The organism is Flavobacterium ginsenosidimutans (genome assembly GCF_037478105.1).
GTDB classification, from domain to species: Bacteria; Bacteroidota; Bacteroidia; order Flavobacteriales; family Flavobacteriaceae; genus Flavobacterium; species Flavobacterium ginsenosidimutans.
Map to the genome: position 1 here is coordinate 2089241 of NZ_CP147988.1, position 12128 is coordinate 2101368.

Annotated in this window: 14 protein-coding genes; 8 read left to right on the plus strand and 6 right to left on the minus strand. The window is 32.7% G+C overall.

The window, feature by feature from the left end; genetic code table 11:
• Window positions 1–5: 5 nt before the first annotated feature.
• From V6624_RS09255 to V6624_RS09270, 4 genes are all read right to left on the minus strand, one after another.
• Window positions 6–494, minus strand: a complete 489-nt coding sequence (locus tag V6624_RS09255) for an IPExxxVDY family protein (RefSeq protein WP_111286408.1) — start codon at window positions 492–494, stop codon at window positions 6–8.
• A gap of 125 nt (window positions 495–619) precedes the next feature.
• Window positions 620–1360, minus strand: coding sequence for a ribonuclease III (rnc, locus tag V6624_RS09260; protein WP_338841610.1), 741 nt, complete (start codon window positions 1358–1360; stop codon window positions 620–622).
• A gap of 10 nt (window positions 1361–1370) precedes the next feature.
• On the minus strand, window positions 1371–2624 hold the full coding sequence (gene fabF / locus V6624_RS09265; RefSeq protein WP_111286412.1) for a beta-ketoacyl-ACP synthase II: 1254 nt from the start codon (window positions 2622–2624) through the stop codon (window positions 1371–1373).
• 244 nt (window positions 2625–2868) lie between these two features.
• Complete coding sequence (locus V6624_RS09270) at window positions 2869–3105, minus strand: acyl carrier protein (protein ID WP_007137004.1); 237 nt, start codon at window positions 3103–3105, stop codon at window positions 2869–2871.
• A gap of 175 nt (window positions 3106–3280) precedes the next feature.
• Here V6624_RS09270 and purN point away from each other — a divergent pair, with 175 nt between their 5' ends.
• Together purN and rnhA are read left to right on the plus strand one after the other, a co-directional pair.
• Window positions 3281–3856: a phosphoribosylglycinamide formyltransferase gene (gene purN / locus V6624_RS09275; protein ID WP_338841611.1), complete on the plus strand. Its 576-nt coding sequence runs from the start codon at window positions 3281–3283 to the stop codon at window positions 3854–3856.
• 63 nt (window positions 3857–3919) lie between these two features.
• A complete protein-coding gene (rnhA, locus tag V6624_RS09280; protein ID WP_338841612.1) occupies window positions 3920–4396 on the plus strand; it encodes a ribonuclease HI in 477 nt (158 codons plus the stop codon).
• Between the two features lie 52 nt (window positions 4397–4448).
• On the opposite strand, the gene V6624_RS09285 is transcribed toward rnhA, so the two are convergent.
• On the minus strand, window positions 4449–4796 hold the full coding sequence (locus V6624_RS09285; RefSeq protein ID WP_095930687.1) for a DUF6249 domain-containing protein: 348 nt from the start codon (window positions 4794–4796) through the stop codon (window positions 4449–4451).
• Between the two features lie 292 nt (window positions 4797–5088).
• On the opposite strand from V6624_RS09285, the gene V6624_RS09290 reads away from it, so the two are divergent.
• The 6 genes from V6624_RS09290 (at window position 5089) to V6624_RS09315 (ending at window position 11364) form a co-directional block, all read left to right on the plus strand.
• A complete protein-coding gene (locus V6624_RS09290; RefSeq protein ID WP_338841613.1) occupies window positions 5089–5676 on the plus strand; it encodes an RNA polymerase sigma factor in 588 nt (195 codons plus the stop codon).
• Window positions 5660–6064 (plus strand): hypothetical protein, encoded by a 405-nt coding sequence (locus tag V6624_RS09295; RefSeq protein ID WP_338841614.1) that lies wholly within the window; start codon window positions 5660–5662, stop codon window positions 6062–6064. The genes V6624_RS09290 and V6624_RS09295 overlap by 17 nt, the downstream gene beginning before the upstream one ends.
• Before the next feature lie 8 nt (window positions 6065–6072).
• Window positions 6073–6981, plus strand: a complete 909-nt coding sequence (locus tag V6624_RS09300; RefSeq protein ID WP_338841615.1) for an alpha/beta hydrolase family protein — start codon at window positions 6073–6075, stop codon at window positions 6979–6981.
• Window positions 6982–7275: 294 nt separating this feature from the next.
• Window positions 7276–8199: a PfkB family carbohydrate kinase gene (locus V6624_RS09305; RefSeq protein WP_111286424.1), complete on the plus strand. Its 924-nt coding sequence runs from the start codon at window positions 7276–7278 to the stop codon at window positions 8197–8199.
• Window positions 8200–8279: 80 nt separating this feature from the next.
• Complete coding sequence (locus tag V6624_RS09310; RefSeq protein ID WP_111286426.1) at window positions 8280–10178, plus strand: amidophosphoribosyltransferase; 1899 nt, start codon at window positions 8280–8282, stop codon at window positions 10176–10178.
• 802 nt (window positions 10179–10980) lie between these two features.
• Window positions 10981–11364 (plus strand): hypothetical protein, encoded by a 384-nt coding sequence (locus tag V6624_RS09315; RefSeq protein WP_338841616.1) that lies wholly within the window; start codon window positions 10981–10983, stop codon window positions 11362–11364.
• A 60-nt stretch (window positions 11365–11424) separates the two neighbouring features.
• Here the strand turns inward: V6624_RS09315 and V6624_RS09320 are convergent, their stop codons facing one another.
• Window positions 11425–12036: a superoxide dismutase gene (locus tag V6624_RS09320; protein WP_111286430.1), complete on the minus strand. Its 612-nt coding sequence runs from the start codon at window positions 12034–12036 to the stop codon at window positions 11425–11427.
• Window positions 12037–12128: the final 92 nt, after the last annotated feature.

Sequence of the window (12128 nt, forward strand, 5' to 3'; positions counted from 1 at the left end):
TTTTTTTAAAAAATTAGATTGTTTTTTGATTTTATCTTATCTGTATCCACAGCATAAATAGCCGCAATACTTTCTATTGTGTTTAGTTTTTGTTGAATTTCTGAAAAATTAAGCGCCTCTTCGCTATTATCAATTTTCAGGAAAAAATCGACTTTTTTAAATTCAGGAAGTAAATGAATTGTTGTCGAAACCTCACTTGTTTCATTAGAAAACAAATTCTGAAAATCATTTGTACTCACAGAAATGATTTCATTTTTATTCTGAATTAAATTCCAGGAAACAGCTTTTTCTTCATCATAATAATAGAATCTAGAAAAATTTGCTTCACCTTCCTTAGTTTGAGCATGGATCTCGTTTTTGCTCTTACTTAAGTTAATTGGAAGGGTTTTATTAATAAAATAGGCTAATCTATAATCTTCTAATGAAGTATGAATTGCCATTAAATAATAATCAACTTCGTCAAATTCGTCTAAATCCAATCTATGAATAGCCATCCCTTGAAAAATCAAGTTGTAAATATACTATTTCTAAACGGAGCGTCAACAGTTATGACATGGTTGTTTTGTTAAATTATAAACGAAAACGTTATAGCATTGTGATAGTTACAACATTTTTGCAGCTATTTCTTGTCAATTTTTTCTTGAAAAGCAAAATAAGCTCTCTGCGATGCTTTTTCTTCTGCTTTCTTTTTTGAAGTTGCTCTCGCTCTCGCAACGACTTTATCATCAATACTAAGCTTGACACCAAATAAACGCTGACCGTCTATCCCATTATCTTCGAAAATGTCATAATGAAAAACTCTTTTTTCTTTCTGGCACCATTCGATAACAAGACTTTTATAACTAATAACTTTTCCTTCTAATCGAGCAATGTCGACATAAGGCGTAACTACTCTTTTTTGAATAAATCTCTCGCAAAAAGAATAGCCTTTATCTAAATAAATAGCACCTATTAAAGATTCGAAAATATTACCATGAATGTTTTCTCCAAAATGCTGAATTGGCACTTTACTTTCTACAAACTGTACTAAATTTAAATCTTTACCTAACTCGTTCAAATGTTCACGACTCACAATTTTTGAACGCATTTTAGTCAGGTAACCTTCGTCACCATTTGGAGCTTTATTAAATAAATGTGCCGCAATAACAGCACTTAACATGGCATCTCCTAAAAATTCTAAACGTTCATAATTAATAGGATGTCCATTCTGATCTAATTTATTTGAAGAGCGATGTGTGAATGCTCTCCTATAAAAATCAACATTTGCAGGCGGAAAACCAAGAATTTTCTGAATAGTGTCAAAAAAAATCCCGTCTTCTAGAGAACGGGATTTAGAAAATATTTTTTTGATAATATTCATATACAGAAAATTAATCAGCTAGTTTTTTAAACAATACACAAGCATTGTGTCCACCAAAACCAAATGTATTACTCATTGCAACATTTACCTCTCTTTTTTGAGGTTTGTTTAAAGTAAGGTTCAAAGATGGATCAATATTTTCGTCAACAACTGTATGGTTAATCGTTGGAGGAACAATTCCGTGTTGCATTGCCAAGATCGAAGCAATTGCTTCAATAGCTCCAGCCGCACCCAATAAGTGTCCTGTCATTGATTTTGTTGAGTTGATGTTGATGTTTTTAGCATGTTCACCAAAAACTTTGCTAATCGCTTTTAACTCAGCAACGTCTCCTAATGGAGTAGAAGTTCCGTGAGTATTGATATGATCAACTTGATCAGGCGTCATTCCTGCATCTCTCAATGTATTTTCCATTACTGCAATAACCCCAATTCCTTCTGGATGTGGTGCAGTTAAGTGATAAGCATCAGAAGACATACCTCCGCCACCAACTTCACAATAGATTTTTGCTCCTCTAGCTTTTGCATGCTCGTAATCTTCAAGAACTAAAGCTCCTGCTCCTTCTCCTAAAACGAAACCATCTCTAGTCGCGTCGAAAGGTCTTGAAGCTGTTTCTGGGCTTTCGTTTCTTGTAGATAATGCGTGCATTGAACTAAATCCTCCCATACCAGCAATTGTTACAGCAGCTTCAGAACCACCAGAAACAATAACATCGCACATTCCTAAACGAATGTAGTTGAAAGCATCGATTAATGCATTTGCAGAAGATGCACAAGCAGAAACCGTAGTATAATTTGGTCCCATATAGCCATTACGCATAGAAATATGCGCAGGAGCGATATCAGCAATCATTTTAGGGATAAAGAAAGGATTGAACTTTGGAGTTCCATCTCCTTTTGCATAATACAATACTTCTTCTTGGAAAGTCTCTAAACCTCCAATTCCTGCTCCCCAGATAACACCAACTCTTTGTTTGTTTACGTTATCATTTGTAATTCCAGCATCTTTAATAGCTTCATCACTGGCAGCAACTGCATATTGTGCAAATTTATCTAATCTACGAGATTCCTTGCGATCCATGTAATCTTCAATATTGAAGTTTTTTACTTCGCAGGCAAATTTCGTTTTGTGCTTTTCGGTATCATAATATGTGATCGGAGCGGCTCCGCTAACCCCATTCACAAGTGCATTCCAATATTCCTGAATATTGTTTCCAATAGGAGTAAGTGCACCTAATCCTGTTACAACAACTCGCCTTAATGCCATAAATATGTGTTTTGTACTTTAAACAAATAAAACCCACGCTTTCTTAACTTATTGTTACTTAAGAGCCATGGGAATTACAATATAAATATATCTTTATTGATTGAAAATCAATCGAAATTTAAATTTCAAAAAAATAATAACACCCGACTTTTAAAAATTTTCAAATTTCCAAAAAAACAAATTCCAAAATCTTGGAGTTTGGAATTTTTAAAATTGGGATTTTTAAAAATCGGGTGTGGTATTATTATTTTTTAGCTTCCTCGATATAAGAAATAGCTTGACCAACAGTAGCAATGTTTTCTGCTTGATCGTCTGGAATTTGAATATCAAATTCTTTTTCGAATTCCATAATAAGCTCAACAGTGTCTAATGAGTCAGCTCCTAAATCATTAGTGAAGCTTGCTTCTGTTACAACTTCGTTTTCGTCAACACCTAATTTGTCTACGATAATCGCTTTTACTCTTGATGCAATGTCTGACATAATCTTTAATTTTAGAATTTAATTTGTTGGCAAAAATAAAAAACTTTATTTTAAAACAACTATTTAGTTTATAAATGTGACACTAATTTATAAAATTAATTTCAAGAAAGGTCTTTTAAAGCTATTTATTTTCGATTTTTATTCCGTTTTTTGCAGTCTAAAAAATAATTTCATTATGAAAAAAATTATTGTTTTTGCTTCAGGATCAGGTACTAACGCCGAAAACATTATAAAATATTTTGAAAAAACTGAAATTGCAAAGGTTGTTTCGGTCTTTACAAATAATGCTTCGGCAAAAGTGATTGAAAGAGCAAAAAATCATCAAATTCCCGTCGAAATCTTCTCAAAAACCGAACTTTTAGAAAGAAAAGTACTGCAAAAAGTGCAAGAAATCGACCCGGATTTGATAGTTTTGGCTGGCTTTTTGTTGAAATTCCCAGAAAACATAATCGAACTTTATCCAAATAAAATAATCAATATCCATCCTGCGCTTTTGCCTAATTATGGTGGCAAAGGAATGTACGGAATGCATATTCATAGGGCTATTGTGAATAATAAGGAAAAAGAAACAGGAATCTCGATTCATTACGTTAACGAACATTATGATGAAGGCGGAATTATTTTCCAAGCAAATGTTGCCTTAACAGAAGAAGACACACCAGAAACGGTTGCTGAGAAAATTCATGAACTGGAACAAAAACATTTCCCAGAAATTATTCATAGAATCCTTGAGGAAAATTCCAAAATTTAAATTCCAAATTCCAATTTTAGATAAGCAGTAAATCTGCAATCTAAAATCTACAATCTAAAATAAATGAATCACGAAGTACATATATATACAGATGGCGCGGCAAAAGGAAATCCCGGAAATGGCGGTTACGGCGTGGTAATGGAATTGGTTGGAACTCCACACAAAAAAGAATTCTACGAAGGCTTTCGCTTGACGACAAATAACAGAATGGAACTTTTAGCTGTAATTGTTGGTTTGGAAAAACTAAAAAAAGAAAACATGAAGGTTCTCGTTATTTCAGATTCTAAATATGTTGTTGATTCCGTTGAAAAGAAATGGGTTTTGGGCTGGGAAAAAAAGAAATTTGCCGGCAGAAAAAACCCAGATTTATGGAAACGTTTTTTAATTGCTTACCGAAAACATCAAGTCGATTTTAAATGGATAAAGGGTCATAACAACCACCCGCAAAACGAACGCTGCGATCAATTGGCTGTTATGGCATCTATGCAGCCGAAACTTTCTGTCGATGTTTATTACGAAACCATCGGATCTAAAGAATAAAAAAACGCATCAATTACTTGATGCGTTTTTTGTACTAACTTAATTTCTTAATTTATTCTTTATCTAAATCTTTTGCTGTTTTAAATCCAGTCAAAAGCCCGATTCCTGCCATGATGAAAATAATTGAAGGATAAACCGCTCCATCATTAAGAGATGTGTAAGTCGTAATTAACAGCGCAAGAAAAATTCCAACACCGCTACCTATTAATAAGAATGCTAGATTTACCACAAAGATTTTCCAAGCCGGAACTCCATTTCCTTTTCCTTGAATAAAAATACTTGCATCTACACCTTTTTCTATAAGAGCTAGGCGCTCTCTGTTTCTTGTTGAATAAATAAGGTAAACAATTCCGAAGATCATTAAGAAAAAGCTAATTGGGATTAAAATTTTGTCGTCCATGATAATTTACGTTTTTAATTGATTGATATATCCCATATGACGAGGGTTTTTAAATTGAGGTTACAAGTTTTAATGAAAATTTTCAAATTTTAAATCCCAAACTCTAAAACTAACTGATAATCAGTTAATTTTGATTCGAAATTAATTCATCCCTGCAACTTTGTCAAAGTTTAAAACTTTGACAAAGTTCAACTCTATACTTTATTATATTAAAGATTGGAATTTAAAAAGTTTGGAATTTATTTTTCAATTTTCTTGTAACCTAAACAAACAAACTGTCGTCCTATATAATATGAGTACGTTAAATGATCAACATTATATCGATAAAATTCTGCAGGGCGAGACAAATGCGTTTGCCGTTCTTGTGGATCGCTATAAAGATATGATCTTTACTTTGGCTCTAAAAATGGTTAAGAACCGTGAAGAAGCTGAAGAAGTTGCACAAGACACTTTTATAAAGATTTATAATTCGCTGACAAAATTTAAAGGAGAATCTAAATTTTCGACTTGGATTTATAAAATTGCTTATAATACTTGTCTGGATCGTTTAAAGAAAAACAAAAAAGACGATTTAAACATTTCTATTGATGATTTTTCGTCTCATTTAATCAAAACCATGGACAATGCTTTGAGCGCTTTAGAAGAAAAAGAACGAAAGCAAACCATTCAAAAATGTTTAAATTTATTACCAAGTGATGAAAACTTCCTTTTAACCTTATTTTATTTTGATGATCAGAATTTGGAGGAAATCGGAAAAATCATGAATATTTCGGCCAATAATGCGAAAGTAAAATTATTTAGGAGCCGACAGAAATTAGCCGTAATTTTGAGACAGCAGTTAGAACCAGAAATAATAGAATGTTATGAAAGAGAGCGATAAAAATATAGAACAACTTATTGAGAAAATGATGGCTGAAGAAAAACTGCAGTCACCATCATTAGATTTCACTTCAAAAATTATGGCAAATGTTCAAATTTTAGAAGAGAAAAAATTGAAAGCATATAAGCCTTTAATTTCGAAACCAATCTGGATTTCGATCGGATTGGCTGTAGCGGCATTAGTTATTTATGTTTCTCTATTTTCAGTTTCAGAAACTGATTTCAAAATTGACGAAGTCGGAAAATTATATTCTGATAGAATTTTAACAGCGTTTTCAGGAATTCATTTTTCTAAAAATATCTTGTATGCCATTTTGATTGTTCCAATTATGATTTTGGTTCAGGTTGGAATTTTGAAGAATTATTTTGACAAGAAGTATCAACTATAGACTTAGAAATGAAAAATAAAACGGCAATTTTTAAACACGTTCTAAGAGCAAAAAAAACACATATACATTCTATTTTAATGCTGTTGTTATTTGTTACTAATTATGCATCAGCAATTCCATCAAACTTTACCACTAAGGAAATAAAATTTGTTAGTGAAGGAATTTCACTCGCTGGAACTGTTTTTATACCAAACAACATTCAGGCTGCCGTTGTAATTGTTCATGGATCTGGACAAGAAAAAAGAATGATAGACTTTGCTACAACTCTAGCCAATAATGGAATTGCAGTTTTAACGTATGATAAACGTGGAGTTGGAGAATCAGGTGGTGTATATGCCGGACCTGAAGTCGGAACTAATAATGTTGATTTTTCAAATCTAAATCTTTTGTCTTTCGATGCAAGTGCTGCTGTAAACACTTTATCTAAATCTTTATCAAATAATAAAATACCAATCGGTTTAATTGGCGGTAGTCAAGCTGGATGGATAATTCCATTGGCTGCAGAGAAAAATAAGAAAGTTAAATTTATGACAATATTTAGCGGAGCTCTTATAACGGTTAAAGAACAATTGAGATTCCAGTTTTATACAAATGGAGATAAAACTTTTTGGGATACGCATTCTGAAGAAGAAGCGAGAAAACATGTATTCAATGATCCAGACAAATATGAATTCATCGATACAAATCCGAATGATGTTCTTTCTAAATTATCAATTCCAGGATTTTGGATTTTTGGAGGCAAAGACATTCAAGTTCCTGCGAAATTATCAATTGAATATCTTGATAAATTAAAATCTAAAGGAAAACATTACGGATACAAATTGTTTCCAAACTTGGGTCATAACACAGCATTTTCCGACTCTGAAGAACCTATGAAAGATGCAATCAATTGGATTAAAAATATCAAAATAAATTAAGGAATCGTACGCAAAGAATTTTTCGTGTTTTAATCGGAAAAAGAAAATCTTCTTCATTTAAAAACTAAGGTAGAAGAATCAGTTGTAATTTATTCGCAATTATTTTCAAAAAACTTGCAACTTAAATCTAAAAAACATATTTTATTCTCGCTAAAAAATCAATTTTAACCCATTCATTTACAATAGTTTTACTACGAAATCGTTCTCATTTTTTTAAGAAAATTTTGAGAACCTAAACCGTTGCAAGATTGTAACTTATAGAGTATCTTTGCACCCTAATTCGAAATTCATAAAATGAATAAACTATTGATTGTTGGAACAGTTGCTTTCGACGCGATTGAAACTCCTTTCGGAAAAACAGATAAAATATTAGGTGGTGCTGCAACCTACATCGGATTATCAGCGTCATTTTTTAACTTGCAATCAGCCATTGTTTCTGTAGTTGGCGACGATTTTCCTCAAGAACATTTAGATTTATTGACTTCAAAAAATATTGATATCTCGGGTATCGAAATTGTAAAAGGCGGAAAAACCTTTTTCTGGAGCGGTTTATACCACAACGACCTAAATTCTAGAGATACTTTAGTTACTGAATTGAACGTTTTAGCTGATTTTCAGCCAAAAGTTCCTCAAAACTTCAAAGATGCTGATGTTGTAATGTTAGGAAACTTACACCCATTAGTACAAAGCAGTGTTTTAGATCAAATGGAGAAAAAACCAAAATTAGTAGTTTTAGATACTATGAACTTTTGGATGGACTGCGCTCTTCCTGAATTATTAGACGTTATTAAACGTGTTGATGTTATTACAATCAATGACGAAGAAGCAAGACAATTATCAGGTGAATATTCATTAGTAAAAGCTGCTGCTAAAATCCAAGAGTTGGGACCAAAATATGTGGTTATCAAAAAAGGAGAACACGGAGCACTTTTATTCCACAATAGAGAAGTATTCTTTGCACCAGCTTTACCATTAGAAGATGTTTTTGATCCAACTGGAGCTGGAGACACTTTCGCAGGTGGTTTCTCTGGATTTATTGCGCAAAGCGAAAACATTTCATTTGGCAATATGAAGAATGCAATTATTTACGGTTCAAATTTAGCTTCGTTCTGCGTAGAGAAATTTGGAACTGAAAGGATGGAAACATTAAGTAAAGCCGAAGTAGCGATTCGATTACAGCAATTTAAATCGTTAACTCAGTTTGACATAGAAATATAATGCCTAAGAGCCTCGATAAAACGGGGCTTTTTTATTACGTTAATACACAACTTACAACAACACACAAATAACAAAAAACAATGAGCGACGCTTTAAAACACGAATGTGGTATAGCCTTAGTTAGACTACTAAAACCGCTTGAATATTATAAAGAAAAATACGGAACTGCATTCTACGGAATCCAGAAAATGTATTTAATGATGGAAAAACAGCATAACCGCGGACAAGACGGTGCTGGTTTTGCAAGCATTAAATTGGATGTTGAACCTGGACAGCGCTACATCAGCAGAGTTCGTTCTAATCATGCACAACCAATTCAAGATGTTTTCAAACAAATCAACGAGCGTGTTAGCGAAGAGCTAAAAGCGCATCCTGAATTGGGAGACAACATGAAAGAATTAAAAGCAAACATTCCTTACGTAGGTGAATTGTTTTTAGGTCATGTTCGTTACGGAACTTTTGGAAAAAACAGCATCGAAAGCGTTCACCCATTTTTACGTCAAAGTAACTGGATGCATCGTAACTTGATTTTAGCTGGAAACTTCAACATGACGAATGTTAAAGAACTTTTCGAAAATCTTGTTGAATTGGGTCAGCACCCAAAAGAAATGGCAGATACCGTTACTGTAATGGAAAAAATTGGTCATTTCTTAGACAAAGAAGTAATGCAATTGTACCAAGACTGTAAAGCTGAAGGTTATTCTAAAAGAGAAGCTTCTCCTGTAATTGCAGAACGTTTGGACATTGCTAAAATATTAGGTCGTTCGGCTAAAAACTTAGATGGAGGTTATGCTATGGCAGGTTTATTAGGCCATGGTGATGCATTTGTTTTTAGAGATCCAGCAGGAATTCGTCCAGCTTACTTCTACCAAGATGATGAAGTAGTAGTTGTAGCTTCTGAAAGACCAGTTATCCAGACTGTATTTAATGTTCCTTTTGAAAGTGTTCAAGAAATTGATCCAGGAAATGCTTTGATTATCAAAAAGAACGGAAATGTTTCGATGAAACAAATCTTGGAACCAACAATCAAAAAAGCATGTTCGTTCGAAAGAATTTATTTCTCAAGAGGAAGTGATGCTGAAATTTACCAAGAACGTAAAGATTTAGGAAAATTAATTTTACCTGCCGTTCTTAAAGCAATTGACAGCGATACAGACAATACTGTTTTCTCTTATATTCCTAATACTGCTGAAACTTCATTTTATGGTTTAGTCGAAGCTGCGCAAGATTTCTTAAATCAGAGAAAAAACAATTATATTTTAGAAAACCGAAATACATTAACTGCTGAAACGCTTCAGGAACTTTTAGCTGTAAAAATACGTACAGAGAAAGTGGCAATTAAAGATGCTAAACTTAGAACCTTTATTACAGAAGACAGCAGCCGTGATGATTTGGTAGCTCACGTTTACGATGTTACTTACGGTGTAATTAAACCAGAAGACAACTTGGTAATTATTGACGACAGTATTGTTCGTGGTACTACATTGAAAATGAGTATCATTAAAATGATGGATCGTTTGAAACCAAAACGCATCGTAATCGTTTCATCGGCACCACAAATTCGTTACCCAGATTGTTACGGAATTGATATGGCAAAATTAGAAGGCTTAGTTGCATTTAGAGCAGCACTTGCTTTATTAAAAGAAAGAAACCTTTACCATATTGTAGATGAAGTATATGCAAAATGTAAAGCACAAGAAAATTTCGAAGATAAAGATGTGATCAATTATGTTACAGCAATATATGATCAATTTACTGACGAAGAAATCTCAGATAAAATCGCAGAAATGTTAAGCTCTCCAGAAATTAATGCCGAAGTAAAAATCATATTCCAAACGGTAGATGATTTACACAAAGCTTGTCCTAAAAATTTAGGTGACTGGTACTTTACAGGAGACTATCCTACTCCAGGTGGAAATCGAGTTGTAAATCGTGCTTTTATGAATTTTTACGAAGGAAAAGACGCCAGAGCGTATTAATAAAATACTAACAAAAGGTTAAATTGTGCATTTCATCGGTTTTTTTTGCCGTTCATCCTATTTCTTTGGTGAAATTGAAAAGCAATGATACTTTTGAGATACCATAACATTAGTAGGTTAAGTTTATGGTAGATTTGGGGCAAAAAGGGTGGAAGCAATTCCACCTTTTTTATTTAAGAATATTCCCAAACATTTCTAAAACAAGCGATTATATTTCTCTTAATCGGATATACTTACCTTTCATCTGAAATTTTTTCTTTAAATAAATATCTATTATACATTTACTGCTCCATAACATTAGTAGGTAAATTTATGGTAGATTTGGGGCAAAAAAGGTGGAAGAGATTCCACCTTTTTTATTTTCTTCTTTTCAGAGAATTGAACAAAGGAAATAAATGCAAGATAATTCTCTAAAGCAATGAACTATAAGCCTTTAATCGGATATACTTACCTTTCATCTGAATTTTTTTCTTTAAATAAATATCTGTAATACCTTTACTGAACCATAACATTAGTAGGTTAAGTTTATGGTAGATTTGGGGCAAAAAAGGTGGAAGAGATTCCACCTTTTTTATTGAAATAAACTCAAATATTTTCTAAAACAACGATTATAAGCCTTTAATCGGATATACTTACCTTTCATCTGAAATTTTTTCTTTAAATAAATATCTGTAATACCTTTACTGAACCATAACATTAGTAGGTTAAGTTTATGGTAGATTTGGGGCAAAAAAGGTGGAAGAGATTCCACCTTTTTTATTGAAAAAAAATCATATAATTGTTTCAACTAAAAAACAATCTTATGAAACAATTTGCTAAAATTTCTTTCTTTATCCTATTCAGTTTATTCCTTTTCAATTGTTCTGGTGCCAAACCTAAAACAGTTGCAAGTACTTCTATTGAAAATCAAAACAATAGCGAAAATATCCCAATTTCTGAAAGCAAATCTTCTTCTACAAATGAAGATCCTAAAAGAGAAGGCGGTTCTATAAAAACAGCGATAAAAGTAAAAAGTATCGCCGAAGAATATCAAATAGTGAAACAGCTTTGCCCAAGTTGTAAAGTAAAAGGTCAAGCTTTAATAAGTGAAGGAAAAAAACATTATGATCTTCTAAACACAGTTAATGATAAAGGTGAAGAAATCAAATATTATTTTGATATAAATAGTTTCTTCGGAAAATGGTAAAACAAAAAAACCCGATTTAATGCAAAAGCTTAAATCGGGTTTTTAATATTTCTTAAAAGATTATTTATCTAAAGCAAATCTTCTAGCAACTTCTGTCCAGTTAATTACACTGAAGAAAGCTTCAATATAATCTGGTCTTCTGTTTTGGTAGTTTAAGTAGTAAGCGTGCTCCCAAACGTCCATTCCTAAGATTGGAGTTCCACCGTGACCAGCAACTTCTGGCATTAATGGATTGTCTTGATTTGGAGTTCCTACAACTTCTAATTTTCCACCTTTTTGAACAACTAACCAAGCCCATCCTGAACCAAATTGTGTAGCTCCAGCTTTAGCAAATTTTGCTTTAAATTCTTCGAAAGTTCCGAAAGAAGCCTCAATTGCAGCTAATAAATCACCTGTTGGCAATCCTCCTCCGTTTGGAGACATTACAGTCCAGAATAAATTGTGGTTGTAAAAACCTCCACCATTGTTACGAACTGCTGCGTTTGATTTATCTAAATTGATTAAGATATTCTCGATTGTTTTTCCTTCTAAATCTGTTCCTGCAATTGCTGCATTAAGATTTGTAGTATATGCATTGTGATGCTTAGTATGGTGAATTTCCATTGTACGTGCATCAATATGTGGTTCTAATGCATCGTATGCATAAGGTAATTGTGGTAATTCAAAAGCCATGGTATAATGATTTTTATGGTTTATAATAATTTATTCCAAATTTAGACATTTAACTTTGGAATTGAAAATACTATTTCGTTATAATTGAATTT

Coding starts and splice junctions, on each gene's coding strand:
- V6624_RS09255 (WP_111286408.1), bottom strand. CDS start 494: ATGGCTATTCATAGATTGGATTTAGACGAATTTGACGAAGTTGATTAT.
- rnc (WP_338841610.1), bottom strand. CDS start 1,360: ATGAATATTATCAAAAAAATATTTTCTAAATCCCGTTCTCTAGAAGAC.
- fabF (WP_111286412.1), bottom strand. CDS start 2,624: ATGGCATTAAGGCGAGTTGTTGTAACAGGATTAGGTGCACTTACTCCT.
- V6624_RS09270 (WP_007137004.1), bottom strand. CDS start 3,105: ATGTCAGACATTGCATCAAGAGTAAAAGCGATTATCGTAGACAAATTA.
- purN (WP_338841611.1), top strand. CDS start 3,281: ATGAAAAAAATTATTGTTTTTGCTTCAGGATCAGGTACTAACGCCGAA.
- rnhA (WP_338841612.1), top strand. CDS start 3,920: ATGAATCACGAAGTACATATATATACAGATGGCGCGGCAAAAGGAAAT.
- V6624_RS09285 (WP_095930687.1), bottom strand. CDS start 4,796: ATGGACGACAAAATTTTAATCCCAATTAGCTTTTTCTTAATGATCTTC.
- V6624_RS09290 (WP_338841613.1), top strand. CDS start 5,089: ATGAGTACGTTAAATGATCAACATTATATCGATAAAATTCTGCAGGGC.
- V6624_RS09295 (WP_338841614.1), top strand. CDS start 5,660: ATGAAAGAGAGCGATAAAAATATAGAACAACTTATTGAGAAAATGATG.
- V6624_RS09300 (WP_338841615.1), top strand. CDS start 6,073: ATGAAAAATAAAACGGCAATTTTTAAACACGTTCTAAGAGCAAAAAAA.
- V6624_RS09305 (WP_111286424.1), top strand. CDS start 7,276: ATGAATAAACTATTGATTGTTGGAACAGTTGCTTTCGACGCGATTGAA.
- V6624_RS09310 (WP_111286426.1), top strand. CDS start 8,280: ATGAGCGACGCTTTAAAACACGAATGTGGTATAGCCTTAGTTAGACTA.
- V6624_RS09315 (WP_338841616.1), top strand. CDS start 10,981: ATGAAACAATTTGCTAAAATTTCTTTCTTTATCCTATTCAGTTTATTC.
- V6624_RS09320 (WP_111286430.1), bottom strand. CDS start 12,036: ATGGCTTTTGAATTACCACAATTACCTTATGCATACGATGCATTAGAA.